The following is a 17,096-nucleotide window of genomic DNA, read 5'->3' on the forward strand; positions in this document are numbered from 1 at the left end:
ACTTTCGCCCATTGCTCTTCACGCGGAGATGATGCGCACAAAGGCGGCACGTCCGCTGCACCCAGAAATGTCATGCGCGGAAGCGGCTCGTATGCTGTGCAGGAAAGCGCCACGTACAGGCGCGATGCGCCAGCCAATCTCTCCCCTCGCGTGCTCTACGTCAGCGAAACGCTGCTCGCGGTGGACAAGCCCGCCGGCATCATCGTCCATGGGGACGGGACGGGTACAAAAACGCTCACCGACTTGGTGCGCCGTGCCGTAGAACGAGGAGCCATAGACCACGTTGCGCCCACATGTGCAGCAGAGGCCCAGGCTCTCCAGCGGCTCGATCGCGACACGACCGGCATCGTGCTCTTTTCGATTTGCAAGCACACGCAAGGTGTCTACGATGCGCTGATCGCCGGGCACGGTGCGCGCAAGCACTACCTTGCCGTCGCAGAGGGCCGCATACCTTGGGACCAGCGAGATATTCGCGTACCGATTGGCAGGGACCGGCACGATGCGCGACGCATGCGAGCGAGCCGCACAGGCAAAGACGCTCACACGGAAGCGACCGTGCTCGACCGAAGGCGCATCGACGGCCGCTGGTATACCCTCCTCGGCCTCAGGCTATATAGCGGGCACAAACATCAGATCCGCGTTCATCTTGCACACGAGGGCTTCCCGCTCGTCGGCGATGCCTTATATGGCGCGGGCGATGCGCGTGGCTTGATGCTCCACGCACGTCGGCTTGCCTTTACCGACCCTGTTTCCCACACGTCGGTGGACATCCACGCGCCCATTTCCAAGCGTTTTCGCGATCTATTCCCCCGCTCGTGCTCGCGCCTCTTCAACATGTAGGAGAATGACTGGCGCGAAACGGGCGGTTTGCTCATTGAAGCCGTTCTTTTTGGCTAAAAATGTCGATTTATGGCAATCCGCGCGTGCGTCGAGGGGGCGTCGCGGCCTTCATGAAACCCTCTTGGCGGATAGGAGACGCATGTTCTACCTGCCAACGGTCTTGCAGCCCCACAAATAGTGCTATGGAGCGAGCTCGTCCCATCCAACTTCTCTTCCTCAATCGCCAGAAATCGACATTTTTAGCCAATTTGGCCCTTCTCAGGTAGAATTCGCCAATCGCGCAAGCGCAGCGCGGCTCCATAACAACAAAGCGCGGCCCGAGCTTGCAAGCCCGGACCGCATAAACCAAGTGCTTCTTTGGCGCGCTCGCAGCGCGACCCACGCAAACAAGCATGGACCGTCCCTTGCGCATACAGCAACCTACAGAACGGCGATGACCTCGATCTCGACCAGCGCGCCCTTAGGCAAAGCCGCCACCTGAAACGCACTGCGTGCGGGATACGGGGCCTCGAAATGGCCCGCATACACCTCGTTAACCGCAGCAAAGTCGTTGATGTCAGCTAGGAGCACGGTGCTTTTTACAACCTGCTGCATCGTTGCCCCCACCTCGCCCAGAATCGCGGCGATGTTCGTCAAAGCCTGCTCCGCCTGCGCCTCAACACCGTCCTTGAGCTCGTTCGTCATCGGGTCCAAACCAAGCTGGCCGGACAGATAGAGCGTATCCCCCACCTTGACCGCCGATGAATACGGCCCCAAGGCCGCCGGCGCCTTACTCGAAACGATCGCTTCCTTGTTCATCGAGACCTCCTGGTAGCCGTACGGTACGTCCCCTATATCGTAATACCTTACGTCGACCATCCCGCACAACAAGAACGTAGGCGCCCCTCGCACGGGCCGATGCGCGAAGCGCGAGGCCACCAAAGCCATCGCACGCACGTGCCCCGTGCAGGGGCAATGGCGCGAAGCGCCGAGCCCCCAGGCCCCTCCCTTCCTCCACACCCCGCCGCGAGCCCGTAAACGCAGGAAGGCCCCGGAAGGATTCCTGAGCGCGTTTCCCGCAGCCGCTCGGCTCTGCCGAGCGGCGAGGACCACGCGCGAAGGAACCTTCCGGGGCCTTCCGGTGGGAGTCTAGGACTCAGCTTAGAACTCGTGACCGCACTTCTTGCAGACGCGGATCGAGGTCTTGTGACCATCGAGCTCGCCCTGCTTGTGGCCGACGCGAGTAGCAGCACCGCACTTGGGGCACACGAGCATCGCGTTGGAAGCGTCGAACTTGGCCTCCTGCGAGACGATGCCGCCCTGCTGGTTCTGCTGGTTGGGACGGACGGCCTTCTTGACGACGGCCACGCCCTCCACCTTGATCTTGCCCTCGGCGGGGTACGCGCGCAGAACGGTGCCCTGCTTGCCGCGATCCTTGCCGGAGAGAATCTTGACGGTGTCGCCCTTCTTGATTTGCATCTTAGGCATGTCTGTCTCTCCTTTCCTTACAGGGTCTCGGGAGCAAGCGAGACGATCTTCATGTACTTCTTGTCACGCAGCTCGCGCGCCACGGGCCCGAAGATACGGGTGCCCACCGGCGAGCCGTCGTTGTTGATGACGACGCAAGCGTTGTCGTCGAAGCGAATGTAGGAACCGTCCTTGCGACGGACCTCCTTCACGGTACGAACGACGACGCACTTCACAACGTCCTTCTTCTTGACGTTGGCGCCAGGCGTGGCCTCCTGGACGGCAGCCACGATCACGTCACCGATTCCCGCATAACGGCGCTTGGAGCCACCGAGCACCTTGATGCAGCGAACCTTGCGCGCACCGGAGTTATCGGCGACGTTCAGCATGGTTTGCATTTGAATCATGGTAGTTCCTCCGAACTTAGGCCAGCGAGAGGTGCGCGGAGCTTATGCCGGGAACCGGGGCTCTACGGGAGCCGCGCCCGCGCACGTCACTGGTGCGAACAATCAAAGCAGCCTACTTGGCGCGCTCGATGATCTCGACGAGACGCCAGCGCTTCATCTTGGACAGAGGACGGGTCTCCATGACGCGAACACGGTCGCCCACGCCGGCAGTGCACTCCTCATCGTGTGCATGAAGCTTCTTGGTAAAGGTCATCATCTTGCCGTACTTGGGATGACGCTTGCGCTCCATGGTCTGGACAACGATGGTCTTGTTGCCCGAGATGGAGACGACCGTGCCCGTACGGACCTTACGCGAATTACGCGTGGTATCGCTCATGTTATCTCCTCAAGCTCTACTCTGCCGCAGCGGACTTCTCAGCCGCGATCTCGCGGGCGCGCTGCTCGGTGAGAACACGCGCGATGTCCTTCTTCACGGTCTTGACGCGAGCGGTGTTGTCAAGCTGGCTCGTGGCCATCTGGAAACGAAGGTTGAAGAGCTCGGCTCGACCTTCCTTCAGCTTTTCGGCGAGCTGCTCGTCGGAAAGCTCACGAATCTCTGCGGGCTTCATTACTTATCCTCCCCGTCCTGGTCAGCGCGGGCCACGATCTTGGTCTTAATGGGGAGCTTGTGCTGGGCTAGACGCAGGGCCTCGCGGGCAATCTCCTCGGACACGCCGGAAATCTCGAACATGATGCGACCCGGCTTCACGACGGCCACCCACTCCTCGGGATTACCCTTACCGGAACCCATGCGGGTCTCAGCGGGCTTCTTGGTGATGGGCTTGTCGGGGAAGATCGTGATGAACACACGGCCGCCACGACGCATGTAACGGGTCATGGCAACACGAGCGGCCTCGATCTGACGGTTGGTGATCCAATGGGCCTCGAGGGCCTTGATGCCATAATCACCGAAATGCAGCTTGGTGTTACCCTTGGCCTGGCCCTTCATGGAGCCACGCTGCACCTTGCGGTGAAGAACACGCTTAGGGGCAAGCACTACTGACCCCTCCTCTCGGAGTTACGACGACGCGGACGCGAGGAGCCCTCGAGCGCCGGGTTCGGGACGGGCTGGCCGGGAAGCTTCTCGCCGAGGTAGATCCAAACCTTGACACCGCAGGAACCCATGGTGGTGCGAGCGGTGGCCGTGCCGTAGTCGATCTTGGCACGGAGGGTGTGCAGCGGCACGCGACCCTCGCGGTACCACTCGCGACGGCCCATCTCGGCGCCGCCGAGACGACCGGAGCACTGGATACGAATACCCTTGGCGCCGGCCTTGCGGGCAGACTGGACAGCCTTGCGCATGGCACGACGGAAGGCCACACGGCCCTCGAGCTGCTCAGCGATGGACTGGGCAACGAGGACAGCGTCGAGCTCGGGACGCTTGATCTCGATGACGTCGACGGAGAGCTGGCCCTTGGAGACACCAGCGACCTTCTCGAGCTCGCCACGGATCTGATCGATCTCGGAGCCCTTCTTGCCGATGACGATGCCCGGGCGAGCGGTGTAGATGATGACCTTAACCTTGTCACCAGCACGCTCGATCTCCACGCGGGAGACGGCGGCACGACGGAGGCGCTTGGTCAGGTACTTGCGGAGCTCGAGATCGTTACCGAGGGTCTTGGCGTAGTCCTTGTCGCCAGCGAACCAGCGGGAGCGCCAGTTCTCGGTGATGCCGAGACGGAAACCGGTGGGGTAGACTTTCTGACCCATTGTGCTTATGCCTCCTTTCGCGGAGCGACGACGATGGTGATGTGGCTCGTGCGCTTCAGGATGCGCGAAGCGGAGCCCTTGGCGCGAGGACGGATGCGCTTAAGCGTGGGGCCCTCGTCCACATAGGCAGCGGCGATGACGAGGTCGTCGGCGCGCATGCCGTGATTGTTCTGGGCGTTGGCCACGGCGGAGCGGAGAACCTTCTCCACGTCGACCGCGACGGCGCGCTCGCAGAAATGCAGGATGTCGAAAGCCTGCTCAACAGACTTGCGACGGATGAGATCGACCACGAGGCGAGCCTTGTACGGCGAGACGCGCACGAACTTGGCGACGGCGCGGACCTCGCGGGTCTCGGTATCGGTAGCTTTAGTTGCCATTTACGTGAAACCCCCTACTTGGCCTTGTGACCGCGGAACGTACGGGTGGGTGCGAACTCGCCGAGCTTGTGACCGACCATGGACTCGGTGACGTACACAGGCACATGCTTGCGGCCATCGTGCACGGCGATGGTGTGGCCGACCATCTCGGGGAAGATCGTGGACGCGCGAGACCAGGTCTTCACGACGTCCTTCTTGCCAGCCTCGTTCATCGCGACGATACGCGAGAGCAGGCGAGCTTCCACGAACGGCCCTTTCTTGAGACTTCTGCTCATAGTGGCTTACTCCTTCTCGGAATCTTTCGCTACTTCTTGCGACGACGGATGATGAGGCTGTTGGAAGCCTTGTTCTTCTTACGCGTGCGGTAGCCCTTGGTCGGCTTGCCCCACGGGGTGACGGACGGGCGACCAGAGGTGTGGTTCTTGCCCTCGCCGCCGCCGTGCGGGTGGTCGACCGGGTTCATGACGGTACCACGGACGGTCGGGCGCACGTTCATGTGACGCTTACGACCGGCCTTGCCGATCACGATGTTGGAGTGCTCGGCGTTGCCGACCTCGCCCACCGTGGCGCGGCAGGTGATGAGCACGCGGCGCATCTCGGAAGAAGGCATGCGCAGGATGGCGTACTTGCCCTCCTTGCCCATGAGCTGGCAGGAGTTGCCAGCGGAGCGGGCGATCGCGGCGCCCTTGCCCGGCTGGAACTCAACCGCGTGGATGAGCGTACCCACGGGGATGTCGGCGAGGGGCAGGGCGTTGCCCGGCTTGATGTCGGCATCGGAGCCAGAGAGGACCGTATCGCCCACCTGGAGGCCCTTCGGGCACAGGATGTAGCGCTTCTCGCCGTCCACATAGTGGAGCAGTGCGATGCGAGCGGAACGGTTGGGGTCGTACTCGATCGTGGCAACCTTGGCGGGCACGCCGTTCTTGTTGCGCTTGAAGTCGATGCGACGGTAACGGCGCTTCACGCCACCGCCCTGATGACGGACCGTGATGCGGCCCTGGTTGTTGCGACCGGCCTTCTTGGGCAGCGGCTCGAGAAGCGACTTCTCGGGCTTGTTGGTCGTGATCTCGGCGAAATCCGAGATCGTCTGCCAACGGCGACCCGCGCTGGTCGGCTTGAGGTGTTTAACAGCCATTGGGAATCCCTTTCATCTCTTTCCGTTGGCCAGCACATCAGGGATGCGGGGCTCATCGCCCCAGGGTGTGCTGACACCGGATTACCACGGTACCGGGCGGCTCTATCTCAAGCGCCCGATACGCTTACCGCCGAGGCGGTAAGCCAAGGCGCAGGCCTTAGGCCTGGTTGCCGTAGATCTCGATCGAGTCGCCCTCGGCGAGCGTGACGATGGCCTTCTTCCACTGACGGGTCTTGCCGGCCACATAGCGCACGCGCTTGGTCTTGGGCTTCACGTTGATGGTGTTCACCGAGGTGACCTTAACGTTGAAGAGCTCCTCGACGGCGTCCTTGATCTGGTACTTGTTGGCATCGCGAGCAACCTCGAAGGTGTACTTGTTCTCCTCCATGAGGTCGAAGGAGCGCTCGGACACGATCGGGCGGATGATGATCTCGTGGGCGGTCATTTATGCAAGCACCTCCCCGAAGTGAGCGGCAACGTCGGCGGGCATCAGCAGGGCGCCGTTGTTGATGAGGTCGTAGGTGTTGGCCTCGGACGGCGTGATGATGAACGTCTTGGGGATGTTGCGGAAGGACAGGAACGCGTTGATGTCATCGTCGCGGACGATGATGGTGAGGCGCTTGCCCTTGAGGCCCAGGGCCTTGAGCATGGCGACGGCAGCCTTGGTGGACGGCTTCTCGAAGCCGTAGTCGTCCACGAGCACGAGCTCGTTGTCGCGCACCTTAGCGGAAAGCGCGGAGCGCATGGCGAGCTTGACCTCTTTGTTGTTCATGCGCTTGGTGTACAGACGCGGCTTGGGGCCGTGGATGACGCCACCGTGACGCCACTGGCCGGCGCGGATGGAACCCTGGCGGGCACGACCGGTGCCCTTCTGGCGCCACGGCTTGGCGCCACCGCCAGAGACCTCGCTGCGGCCCTTGGTGGACTGGGTGCCGGAACGCCAAGAGGCCATCTGGCACTTCACGATGTGATGCATGACGTGGGTGTTCGGCTCGATGCCGTACACCTCGGCAGCGAGCTCGGCCTCTGCGACCTTCTTGCCCTCGCTGTTCTTTACTTCAAACTTAGACATGTAAGTGTTCTCCTTGGTATGACGTGGCTTATCTACACGGTAGCGATTACGCCATACGGATGGCGACCAGGCCGTTCTTGGCACCGGGGACGGCGCCCTTCACGAGCATGAGGTTCTGGTCGGCATCGATGCGGACAACGGTCAGGTTCTTGACGGTCACGCGCTCGTTGCCCATGTGACCGGCCATCTTAACGCCCTTGAGGACGCGCGCCGGGTAGGCGCACTGGCCGATGGAGCCCGGGTGACGCTTGAAGTGAGAACCGTGGGTCATGGGACCGCGGCGCTGACCCCAGCGCTTGATGCGACCCTGGAAGCCCTTGCCCTTGGAGGTGCCGATGACGTCGACCTTGGCGACGCCCTCGAAATCGGCGACGGTGACGGTCTCGCCGACCTTGTGGTCCTCGCCATTCTCGACGCGGACCTCGCGCAGGTAGCGCACGGGCTCGACGCCGGCCTTGGCGAAGTGACCAGCCATGGGCTTGTTCACGTTCTTGGCCTTGATGTCGCCGAAACCGATCTGGACGGCATCGTAGCCATCGGTTGCCTTGGTTTTAACCTGCGAGACAGCGCAGGGGCCAGCCTGGATGACCGTGACGGGCACGACGTTATCGTCGTCGTCCCACACCTGGGTCATACCGATCTTGCGGCCGAGAATCATCTTGATCATTCAATGATCCTAACCCTCTGTGGTCTTGGGACCTGCGAGCACCCCTTGCGCTCGCCCCCAGCGGACCACTCCGACAGATGTGCCGCCGGTTTGAGTTCCATCTCCCCTGCTAGACCGTGCAACCCATATTTGGTCCACACCGGCGAGACAGAATCCTCCCCATAAAGGCACAGCTTCAGTAGTATACACGGGGGCGGGCGTATCCCTTAGCTTCCACAAACTCTTCACGCCACGGGCTACGCCAAGGACAAACTGCTTGAGGTGCTGCCAGCGCCCCCTCGGCCGGTGGCGCGAATATGGAGCCAAGCGGCATCGGACGGTGCTGATGCGGATTCAGGTACGGCGACTACCCAAATATGGGTTTGCCTCGCCGACCGCCGCAGATTTGGAGTTACGCACAGCGAGAGCTGCATTTCTGGAGTTAAAGCCGTCTGCAGGGACCGATAACTCCAGATATGCTGCACTGAACGCGGATAACTCCATATTTGCAGCGGTGAGCGACGTGGCACCCCCCTCGCTATTCGATAACTCCAGATGTGCAGCAATCGATGCGCAGCTGTCCCACGGATCACCACGCAGCGCGGATACGATCGAGTATCCGAGCGCAGCGGAGGGTGGCAGCATGGGACATCACGGGGCTTTCAAGCGCGCCCGCGCGCATGAGGCTGCAGAAATGGGTGATTTGGCCATAGAAATCGTCAACCTCGTAGGGCACGTCGAGAATACGAGCTTGCTCGCCCGCGATTCGAAGCTCCGCATGTTGAGGACGGTGCAGGTCGTCGACCGTGAGCACGCCCCGCTCGCCCTCGACGACCAGCTGCCGCGGCCGCGCGCGGTCGCAGGCGCACTCGAGCTCCGCGGCTACCCCGCCGATTGCCATGTGGGCATCAACGTAGACGTCGGACCCCCCATAGAACGCCGTGTCCACGCGCTCAACAGCGATCTCGCCGGGAAGCAGCTCGTCGAGCCAGCTCGCGCAATAGATGCCACAATCGAGCAGCACGCCCGACCCCGGGCCTCCGCCAAGAATATAGGTGTCGCGCGTGCGGTAGGATGCAAGCGCATCGTTGCAAAGCGACGCATGCACGCGCGCGACGGGACCCAAAGCACCAACCGCGTCCATAACGTGCGGGTGCAACGGCACAAAGCGCGTCTTCATGGCCTCCATGAAGAGCAGGCCGCGTTCGCGAGCGGCAGCGGTAACCTCAGCCGCCTCCGCCTCGGAGAGCATCGCTGGCTTCTCGCAGAGCACTGCCTTTCCCGCATCGAGCGCCCGCAGGGCCCACGCATGATGAAGGTCGTGCGGTAGGGCAAGATAGATGGCGTCAACCTCGGGGTCTGCGAGCAGCGCCTCGTGATCGCCATAGGCCCGGGCGCCAGACGCGCACGGCACCTCGGCAAGAAATGCTGCAGCCTTCTCTGCCGTCCGGCGGCTCGCCGCCACAAGCTCGGCTCCCTCAACCTTTGCCAAGCTCGCCGCGAACCGATGCGCAATGTTGCCTGCACCCAGGATACCGAAACGAATCATCTTGAACTCCCATCTACAGCGCCATTGCCTATCTCGGCCACTTCCTCGCGGTAGCTCGGGCGCCCCATGACCGTGCCCCGCGCCGCTGTGAGCGCCGCCGCAAGCACCCCGGCGCGCTTGAGATATTGCCTGAGCAGATACTTCAGATCCTCCTCTTTGAATCCCTCTATGAGCTGCTTGGCCTCCCCAAGGCGCGCATCCACTACGAAGGGGTTGCTGCACACCTCGGCAAGCAGCATGAACCGCTCCAGCCGCGGATATTCCGAAGCGTCCACCGCATCGACGCGGATGAGGAAGCCCAGCTGCTCGAGCTCGCAGACAAGCTCCCACAGGCAGAAGAGCACGCGCCTGGTCATCTGCTTCTCGGCGCGCTCGTCGAGCGTGCGCTCGGGCATCTTGTTCGCGTATGCCGCCGCCTGGGTATGGACCATCTGAATGTGCAGCAGCGCCTCGCTCGACGTCACCGCATCTACCGTACCCTCGAGGCTCTTGCGCATGAGTGCCCAATAGCGCTCGAGCAATGCGAAGAGCTCGTGCACGTTTGCTAGAAAGAGGGTGTGATCGCTTGTGGGCATGACCAAGCGATTCACCAAGGAAACGAGAAGCACCGCCGCGGCAAGGCACGCGAGGCGCATCCAGATGGCATATTGGTCGTCGATGGACACCGACGCCATGGAAAGCGCATACGCCGTCGCGAAGAACGCCATCGGCGTGCCGCCCGGCGTCGAGGCGTACAGGCACGTGATGAGCACCATCCCCACCGCCATCACCGCTGGATACGGCAAGCTCAAAAGCGAGAGTCCGTGTACGAAGAGACACCCCAGCACCGTCCCCATCGTGCGCGTGCGCATGCGGCGGATGCTCTCGGCGTGGAATGGCTGCGTGAGCAGAAACGCAGTGAGCGGGAACCAGTAGAGATGGTCGACGGGCGAAGCGAGGCTCACCGTGCAGGATACGGCAAGAACCGCTGCGCAGCGCACCGAGAAACGCAGCTCAAACGAGTCGAGGGTGGGGTGCTTGCGGAACGAAGCGATGCGCAGCTGCGTAAGGGGCGACATGTTCCACGCACCGGCAAACCTCCTGCCCGCATCGCGGAGCACAAGCAGCGTCATATGCAGATAGCTTCGATAAAAGAGGCGGAAGCGGTCGTTTTCAATGGAATCCGCCTCGTCAAGCAAGCCCTGGGCGCGCCCCGCCACGAGCGCGCGATGCCCCTGGCTCTCCAAGGCAACGCCCACGTCGCGCGTAAGCGAAGCGAGCTTCCTTAGATAGGGAGCATTCGGGCACCCCGGCCCCTCATGCCACTCAAGGCGGCCCACAAGATAAGCCGTGCGCTGCGCAAGCATGGCGAACATATCGTAGAGGTTCGAAATGGTGGGCTGCGCGTTGGCGTCTTCTCGCACGCCGTAGGCAAGCTTCGTATAATCCGCACGCAACCTGAGCAGCTCCCTGCGCGTGCTGCCACCGATGCCCGTATCCGCCATATGGTTGAGCTCGTCGGCAAGGCGGGCAACCATGTCATGAAGCTGGCGAAGGTTATCGTCAGCCTTGTGATAGGCAACGCCCGAGACAAGCAGGGCAACCGTAAGCACGATGCAGCACACCGTGAGGAGCCCGGCCTCGAGCGCAAGGTCGTCTAGGTACTCCGGGCGGAGCTGAAGGAAGACGAAAAGCATCGTATAGGGAAAGTAGCGACGCGGGTTCAGCTGGGAGGAGCGCATGAACACAAAGACGAATGGCATTGCCGCATTGATTGCGATGCTGGGAACGACACCCAGCGTAGCCAGACAAGCTGCCAGAAGCGCGAGGTAGCTCACTGCAAAGAATCGAAGGTACTGCGTGGGCTTGTTGTATTTGCGATGACGCACATTGAAGAGCGTGGTGTAACACGATACGGGCATGACATGCGAGATGCCAAAGAGCCCCACCACGATCCAGAACAGCACAATGAAGAAGCCCGCAACGGGGAGCGCCTTTTTAATCTGCGCGGGCAGCCCTGGCAGCGTCTCACGACGCCATGTCGAAAAAAGGCTGCGCGCCCGCATGGCAACACGCTCAAAGCGCGCCACGGCGCCCTTCGCGCCCAAGCTACGCCCTGCATCGGTTGTTCCCTCACGGCTCGCCACGCTTCACCCAATTCGCCTCGCCCATCCCGTCGCCATCACATCATACTCCAGGCAGCCAGGCATCACAGCCCAAGCCCCATGCACGCCCGACGCGCGCAGCGCGAGGGCCCCAGGCCCCAGCCATGTCCGCACGCCCCGCGCACGCCCAATGGCCGAAGGCCGAGGGCCCAAGCCCCAATCATGTCCAAACCCCATGCACGCCCGATGCGCGCAGCGCGAGGGCCCAAACCCCTCAGGGACACTACCTCCAAAACGCGCCCTAAAGGGCGAAAACGCAGGAAGCCCCCGGTTTCCTCCTGAGCGCTTCCGCAGCAGTTCAGCTCTGCTGAACTGCGAGGACCAGCGAAGGAGGAAACCGGGGGCTTCCGAAGGGAGTTACAGCCCTTTGCGCTTAGAGCTTGATCTCGATGTCAACGCCCGCGGGAAGGTCGAGACGCATGAGCGAATCGACGGTGCCAGCGGAGGGATCGAGGATGTCGATGAGGCGCTTGTGGGTGCGCATCTCAAACTGCTCGCGGGAGTCCTTGTCCTTGTGCGGCGAGCGGATGACCGTGTAGAGGTTGCGCTCGGTGGGCAGCGGGATGGGGCCGGAAACGCGAGCACCGGTCTTCTGAGCGGTCTCGACGATGAGCTTCGCGGACTGGTCGACGATCTCGTGATCATAGCCCTTGAGGCGGATCCTGATCTTCTGGGTAGACAACGTTACCTCCTTGATGTGCGCGTGATACGCGCGATTGATACCTAATCGAGCGATCGCGCGTACTTACGCGTTGCCGCCAGCCTTGCTGACGACCTCGTCGGCGACAGACTTGGGCGCCGGCTCGTACGAGTCGAACTGCATGGTGTAGGACGCGCGGCCCTGCGTCTGGGAGCGGAGGTCGGTTGCATAGCCGAACATCTCGCCCAGCGGCACCTTGGCGCGAATAACCTTGTTGCCGGAACGATCGTCCATACCCTCGATCTTGCCGCGGCGACCAGAGAGGTTGCCCATGACGTCGCCCATGTACTGCTCGGGGGTCTCGACCTCGACGGCCATGACCGGCTCAAGCAGGATCGGGTCGGACTTCTTGAGGGCGTCCTTGATGGCCATGGAACCGGCGATCTTGAACGCGGCCTCGGAGGAGTCGACCTCGTGGTAGGAACCGTCGAAGAGGGTCACCTTGACATCGACCACCGGATAACCGGCGATAACGCCCGTCTGCAGCGCCTCCTGGATGCCCTTGTCGATGGAGGGGATGTACTCCTTCGGCACCACGCCGCCAACGATGCCGTTGACGAACTCGTAGCCGAAGCCCTCTTCCATCTTCTCGAGCTTGATGACGGCGTGACCGTACTGGCCGCGACCGCCGGACTGGCGGACGAACTTGCCCTCGGCACGATCGACATCGTGGCCCGGGGCCTCACGGTAGGCAACCTGCGGCTTACCAACGTTGGCCTCGACCTTGAACTCGCGGAGCAGACGGTCGACGATGATCTCGAGGTGCAGCTCGCCCATGCCGGCGATGATGGTCTGGCCGGTCTCGTGGTCGGTGCGCACCTGGAAGGTCGGGTCCTCCTCGGCGAGCTTGGTGAGCGCGAGGCTCATCTTGTCCTGCTCGGCCTTGGTCTTGGGCTCGACGGCGACGTCGATAACCGGGTCGGGGAACTCCATGGACTCGAGGATGATCTCGTGGCCCTCCTCGCAGAGGGTGTCGCCGGTGGTGGTGTTCTTAAGACCCACGGCGGCGAGGATGTCGCCGGCGAAGGCACCGTCGACGTCAACGCGGTCGTTCGCGTTCATCTCGAGGATGCGGCCGAAGCGCTCGCGCTGGCCGTTGGTGGCGTTCACCACGTAGGAGCCGGCGTCAACGTGACCGGAGTACACGCGGAAGAAGGTGAGCTTACCCACGTAGGGATCGGTCATGATCTTGAAGGCGAGCGCGGAGAAGGGCTCGTCGTAGTCGGCCTTGCGCACGTCCTCCTCGCCGGTGTCGGGGTTGGTGCCGTCCACGGGCGGGATGTCGAGCGGGCTCGGGAGGTAATCGACGACGGCGTCGAGGAGCTCCTGCACACCCTTGTTCTTGTACGCGGAGCCCACGAGAACGGGGTTGAGCTCGTTGGCGAGCACGCCGGCGCGAATGGCGTCCTTGAGCTTCTCGACGGGGATCTCCTGCTCCTCGAGGATCATCTCCATGAGCTCGTCGTCGTAGTTGGCGGCGGCGTCAAGGAGCTCCTCGCGCTTCTCAGCAGCAATCTCCTCGAACTCAGCGGGGATCGCGTCCATGGGCTCGGGATAGGTCATGCCCTTGTCGTCGGCCTTGAAGTCCCACGCGGTCATGGTGACGAGGTCGATGATGCCCCAGAAGTTATCCTCGGCGCCCATCGGGACCTGGATGGCCACGGCGTTAGCGTTGAGGCGGTCCTTCATGGTGTCGATGGCATGCCAGAAGTCGGCGCCCACGCGGTCGAACTTGTTGATGAAGGCGATGCGCGGGACGTTGTAGTTGCGAGCCTGGCGCCACACGGTCTCGGACTGGGGCTGCACGCCAGCCACGGCGTCGAACACGGCAACGGCACCGTCGAGGACGCGCAGCGAACGCTCGACCTCGGAGGTGAAGTCCACGTGGCCCGGGGTGTCGATGATCTGGATGCGGTAGGCGGGGCCGTTCTTCACGTCGCCGCCCTTGTGCCAGAAGCACGTGGTGGCAGCGGAGGTGATGGTCACGCCGCGCTCCTGCTCCTGGACCATCCAGTCCATGGTGGCAGCGCCCTCGTGAACCTCGCCGATCTTATGCGTCTTGCCCGTGTAGTACAGGATGCGCTCGGTCGTGGTGGTCTTGCCGGCATCGATGTGGGCCATGATGCCGATGTTGCGGGTTTCGGAAAGCTTGTACTTAGCCTTAGCCATGAGTATCTACCCTTCCTGGATTACCAGCGGTAATGTGCGAAGGCACGGTTGGCCTCAGCCATCTTGAAGAGGTCCTCGCGACGCTTGATGGAAGCGCCGACGCCGTTCGAGGCGTCGAGGATCTCGTTGGCGAGACGCTCGGCCATGGTCTTTTCCTTGCGGGCACGCGAGAAGTTCACGATCCAGCGGATCGCGAGCTGCGTGGAGCGACGGGAGTTGACCTCGACAGGCACCTGATAGGTGGCGCCACCAACGCGGCGAGGCTTGAGCTCGAGCGTGGGCTTGACGTTGTCCATGGCCTTCTTGAAGACGGCGAGAGCGTCCTGGCCGGACTTCTCGGCCACCAGATCGAAGGCACCGTAGACGATGCGCTCCGCGACGGACTTCTTGCCGTCGAGAAGGACCTTGTTGATGAGCTGGGTCACGAGACGGTTGTTATACACGGCATCCGGCATAACCTCGCGACGATGAGTCTTAGATGCACGACGCGGCATAGTTTAATCTCCTCTAGCGTGAAAGTGTTCATGCGACGTTCGCCAGGCGACGCCGCAGGACGAATCTGGGTGGTTGCTTACTTCTTGGGACGCTTCGCGCCGTAGCGGGAGCGGGACTGCATACGGTTCTGAACCGCAGCGCAGTCGTAGGCACCACGGATGATCTTGTAACGCACACCAGGGAGGTCGCGCACACGGCCGCCGCGAACGAGCACGATGGAGTGCTCCTGGAGGTTGTGGCCCTCACCGGGGATGTAAGCGGTAACCTCGATGCCGTTGACCAGGCGCACACGAGCCACCTTACGAAGAGCCGAGTTCGGCTTCTTGGGGGAGGTGGTGAACACGCGGGTGCACACGCCGCGCTTCTGCGGGTTGTGCTGCAGTGCCGCGTTCTTGGACTTCGCGGGCTTAGACTTGCGGCCCTTGAGGACCAGCTGGTTAATTGTAGGCAAAGCGTACTCCTTCTTTAGATGATTCCAGCTTGTACGAGGTGCAACGGCTTGAATCGAGGCGTCAGCATCCACCTTCGAAACACGCAGTTCGCTAAGATACGCGCATTGACAAGCGATGTCAACAGACCACGCCTCCGGGCGTTTCCTTCTTTTCCTGCAGTTCCCGAATTTCTTCACACATTTGGGGCTGGGATGAGTTGCGAGGCACGCCCGAGCGCTCGACGTGGGGATGCATCATTGCTACGCAGGGGCTCCAGCCGCTCGTCAGGGGGGCGTGCCCGGCCGCTCTGCAGGGGCCGGATGCCCGCCGCACGGGCCGATTGATGCCCCCAGCCCATTGGCGCCTCATACTTCTCAAGCGCCATGGCTCAGCGCGCATTTTCTTGACGAGTGCTCGGCAAAACTTTGCTGATGTTACCAATTTCGTGCATTTCGACAGGTTTGTGCGGTGCATTCGTCAAGAAAATGAACCCGGAAGGGTTTAGTGCGTCAAGCTTGCATCGCCGCTGCACCGTGCCCCCGCTCCGGTCGGAGCAGGCGGAAAGCGTACACGAGGGCAATGACGTTGGTTATGAGGAGGATGAGGAACGGCGCAGGCAGATAGCTGTAGATGAGGTCGCTTCCCAAGGTCCCCATGAGGTTGTAGACGAGATGCATAAGCATGGCGGGAGCGGTCGACCCACTCCGATGCGTCACGTATCCAAGCGCGAGGCCGAGCACGAAGGTGTATATGCCCTGCGTAAGGTTCATATGGAAGATGCCGAATGCGAGCGCCTGCACAATGTTCGCCACCGCAAAGGGCACTCCGGCGCGCTCCAAATAGGTAAGGCCCAGGCCGCGGAACCCCGCCTCTTCCACAAGAGGTGGCAGAACGAGCGTTGAGATGACCCACGTGAGCCCGTAGGTCGTGATGCCCGAGCCGTCGACGAGCGTGTTGTACTCCTCCATAACAGAAGGAAGCAGTACGTTCACCAGAACCATGATGAGGGTTGTCACGATTTGCATCCCATACCCCATGAGTGCTGCCGCGACGAAATGTCTGCGGTCAACCCCCTGGATGCGCGCGTTCACCGTGGGCTTGGAATGCCCTTGCCGGCTCAGCTGGGCCCGCGCAGAAGCAAGGGCTTGGGCCTGGGCCACTCCCCCACCCTGAGCCTGGGGTGCGCACCCACCCTGTGATGCAAGCTGCCATGCCACCGGGCGGTCACCATAGTAGATATAGCGAGCCGGTGGGCGGGGCGGCTCCGGGAAAGACGCGGACGCGAAATCGGCGGCCGATGCTATCGGGCGCTGCGAAGAATCAGCGCTCCCGGAAAGAGGCTGTCGCCCGGGAGCGGCGGCTGGTTCGAACGACTGCGGCCCGGAAGCTGCCGCCGGCATGAACGGCTGCTGCTCAGTAGTGGTGGATGGCGCCATCGAACGCTGCCCGGAAGCTGCGGCTGGCACGAACGATTGCTGCCCGGCATAGGCATCATGGCTTTCCAAAAACTGCTGTTCCAGCTGAGCGTGGCGTAGGCGAGCGCGCTCTCGGTTGCGCATACCTCGCACCCAGAGCAACACAGGAATCCCGAAGAGGAGGTAGACGAGCGCGGAATACAGGTTCATGTTCTCGTTCATGAACGCAACGACGCGCACGATTGCGGGCTCTCCCCCAACGAAGCCCGCACCATAGATAACGGCATACGAAACGACATAGCTCGCAAGGGTGGGCATCACGATCATGAGCGCGAACGCTAGCGCGGCGAGCAACAGGTTCTTCCAACGCTGCGACGCGTCCATCTTGGGCATAATGCCTCCTTCCGCCTTCACTGGCCTGTCGCTTCTGCTATTTGTACATGTCTGCTGGCACATGTTGTGTCCCAGTGTACCCGTTTGTCCCGCATATCCATACGCTCCGGGCGACTTCTGGAAACACC

21 protein-coding genes are annotated in these 17,096 nt (G+C 62.2%); 1 reads left to right on the forward strand and 20 read right to left on the reverse strand.

Annotated features, from left to right (window positions below):
• Positions 1-72 precede the first annotated feature (72 nt).
• Entirely contained in the window at positions 73-840 is a 768-nt protein-coding gene (locus GJE22_RS08855) for an RluA family pseudouridine synthase (protein WP_144687968.1), read from the forward strand.
• A gap of 420 nt (positions 841-1,260) precedes the next feature.
• On the opposite strand, the gene GJE22_RS08860 is transcribed toward GJE22_RS08855, so the two are convergent.
• The 20 genes from GJE22_RS08860 to GJE22_RS08955 form a co-directional block, all read right to left on the reverse strand.
• Complete coding sequence (locus GJE22_RS08860; RefSeq protein ID WP_144687969.1) at positions 1,261-1,638, reverse strand: RidA family protein; 378 nt, start codon at positions 1,636-1,638, stop codon at positions 1,261-1,263.
• 342 nt (positions 1,639-1,980) lie between these two features.
• Positions 1,981-2,307 (reverse strand): 50S ribosomal protein L24, encoded by a 327-nt coding sequence (gene rplX, locus GJE22_RS08865; protein ID WP_019127892.1) that lies wholly within the window; start codon positions 2,305-2,307, stop codon positions 1,981-1,983.
• 17 nt (positions 2,308-2,324) lie between these two features.
• A complete protein-coding gene (gene rplN / locus GJE22_RS08870; protein ID WP_019239652.1) occupies positions 2,325-2,693 on the reverse strand; it encodes a 50S ribosomal protein L14 in 369 nt (122 codons plus the stop codon).
• 112 nt (positions 2,694-2,805) lie between these two features.
• Positions 2,806-3,069 carry a 30S ribosomal protein S17 gene (gene rpsQ / locus GJE22_RS08875; protein ID WP_019127890.1) on the reverse strand — a complete coding sequence of 88 codons (264 nt, stop codon included), beginning with the start codon at positions 3,067-3,069 and terminating at the stop codon, positions 2,806-2,808.
• 16 nt (positions 3,070-3,085) lie between these two features.
• Positions 3,086-3,301 carry a 50S ribosomal protein L29 gene (gene rpmC / locus GJE22_RS08880; protein ID WP_019127889.1) on the reverse strand — a complete coding sequence of 72 codons (216 nt, stop codon included), beginning with the start codon at positions 3,299-3,301 and terminating at the stop codon, positions 3,086-3,088.
• The gene (gene rplP, locus GJE22_RS08885; protein ID WP_019127888.1) at positions 3,301-3,729 is read right to left on the reverse strand and encodes a 50S ribosomal protein L16; all 429 of its coding nucleotides are present in this window, start codon (positions 3,727-3,729) and stop codon (positions 3,301-3,303) included. Before rplP ends, rpmC begins: the two co-directional genes overlap by 1 nt.
• Entirely contained in the window at positions 3,729-4,442 is a 714-nt protein-coding gene (gene rpsC / locus GJE22_RS08890; protein WP_019127887.1) for a 30S ribosomal protein S3, read from the reverse strand. Before rpsC ends, rplP begins: the two co-directional genes overlap by 1 nt.
• A gap of 5 nt (positions 4,443-4,447) precedes the next feature.
• Positions 4,448-4,819, reverse strand: coding sequence for a 50S ribosomal protein L22 (gene rplV / locus GJE22_RS08895; protein ID WP_019127886.1), 372 nt, complete (start codon positions 4,817-4,819; stop codon positions 4,448-4,450).
• 14 nt (positions 4,820-4,833) lie between these two features.
• Positions 4,834-5,094 carry a 30S ribosomal protein S19 gene (gene rpsS, locus GJE22_RS08900; RefSeq protein ID WP_022349932.1) on the reverse strand — a complete coding sequence of 87 codons (261 nt, stop codon included), beginning with the start codon at positions 5,092-5,094 and terminating at the stop codon, positions 4,834-4,836.
• A gap of 29 nt (positions 5,095-5,123) precedes the next feature.
• Positions 5,124-5,954 (reverse strand): 50S ribosomal protein L2, encoded by an 831-nt coding sequence (rplB, locus tag GJE22_RS08905; protein WP_144687970.1) that lies wholly within the window; start codon positions 5,952-5,954, stop codon positions 5,124-5,126.
• 157 nt (positions 5,955-6,111) lie between these two features.
• On the reverse strand, positions 6,112-6,399 hold the full coding sequence (gene rplW / locus GJE22_RS08910; RefSeq protein WP_022349933.1) for a 50S ribosomal protein L23: 288 nt from the start codon (positions 6,397-6,399) through the stop codon (positions 6,112-6,114).
• The gene (gene rplD, locus GJE22_RS08915; RefSeq protein ID WP_144687971.1) at positions 6,400-7,026 is read right to left on the reverse strand and encodes a 50S ribosomal protein L4; all 627 of its coding nucleotides are present in this window, start codon (positions 7,024-7,026) and stop codon (positions 6,400-6,402) included.
• 46 nt (positions 7,027-7,072) lie between these two features.
• Entirely contained in the window at positions 7,073-7,693 is a 621-nt protein-coding gene (gene rplC / locus GJE22_RS08920; RefSeq protein ID WP_019127881.1) for a 50S ribosomal protein L3, read from the reverse strand.
• 568 nt (positions 7,694-8,261) lie between these two features.
• Positions 8,262-9,221 carry a Gfo/Idh/MocA family protein gene (locus GJE22_RS08925; RefSeq protein WP_144687972.1) on the reverse strand — a complete coding sequence of 320 codons (960 nt, stop codon included), beginning with the start codon at positions 9,219-9,221 and terminating at the stop codon, positions 8,262-8,264.
• A complete protein-coding gene (locus GJE22_RS08930; RefSeq protein ID WP_235895785.1) occupies positions 9,218-11,347 on the reverse strand; it encodes an FUSC family protein in 2,130 nt (709 codons plus the stop codon). Before GJE22_RS08930 ends, GJE22_RS08925 begins: the two co-directional genes overlap by 4 nt.
• 391 nt (positions 11,348-11,738) lie before the next feature.
• Positions 11,739-12,047, reverse strand: coding sequence for a 30S ribosomal protein S10 (gene rpsJ / locus GJE22_RS08935; RefSeq protein WP_019127877.1), 309 nt, complete (start codon positions 12,045-12,047; stop codon positions 11,739-11,741).
• 63 nt (positions 12,048-12,110) lie between these two features.
• A complete protein-coding gene (fusA, locus tag GJE22_RS08940) occupies positions 12,111-14,234 on the reverse strand; it encodes an elongation factor G (RefSeq protein WP_087186737.1) in 2,124 nt (707 codons plus the stop codon).
• Between the two features lie 20 nt (positions 14,235-14,254).
• The gene (rpsG, locus tag GJE22_RS08945) at positions 14,255-14,728 is read right to left on the reverse strand and encodes a 30S ribosomal protein S7 (protein ID WP_022348926.1); all 474 of its coding nucleotides are present in this window, start codon (positions 14,726-14,728) and stop codon (positions 14,255-14,257) included.
• Between the two features lie 77 nt (positions 14,729-14,805).
• A complete protein-coding gene (gene rpsL / locus GJE22_RS08950) occupies positions 14,806-15,180 on the reverse strand; it encodes a 30S ribosomal protein S12 (RefSeq protein WP_019127874.1) in 375 nt (124 codons plus the stop codon).
• A 489-nt stretch (positions 15,181-15,669) separates the two neighbouring features.
• Positions 15,670-16,968 (reverse strand): CPBP family intramembrane glutamic endopeptidase, encoded by a 1,299-nt coding sequence (locus GJE22_RS08955; protein WP_186297395.1) that lies wholly within the window; start codon positions 16,966-16,968, stop codon positions 15,670-15,672.
• Between the last annotated feature and the right edge of the window lie 128 nt (positions 16,969-17,096).

The organism is Enorma shizhengliae (genome assembly GCF_009676995.1).
In the GTDB taxonomy this organism is placed as follows: domain Bacteria; phylum Actinomycetota; class Coriobacteriia; order Coriobacteriales; family Coriobacteriaceae; genus Enorma; species Enorma massiliensis.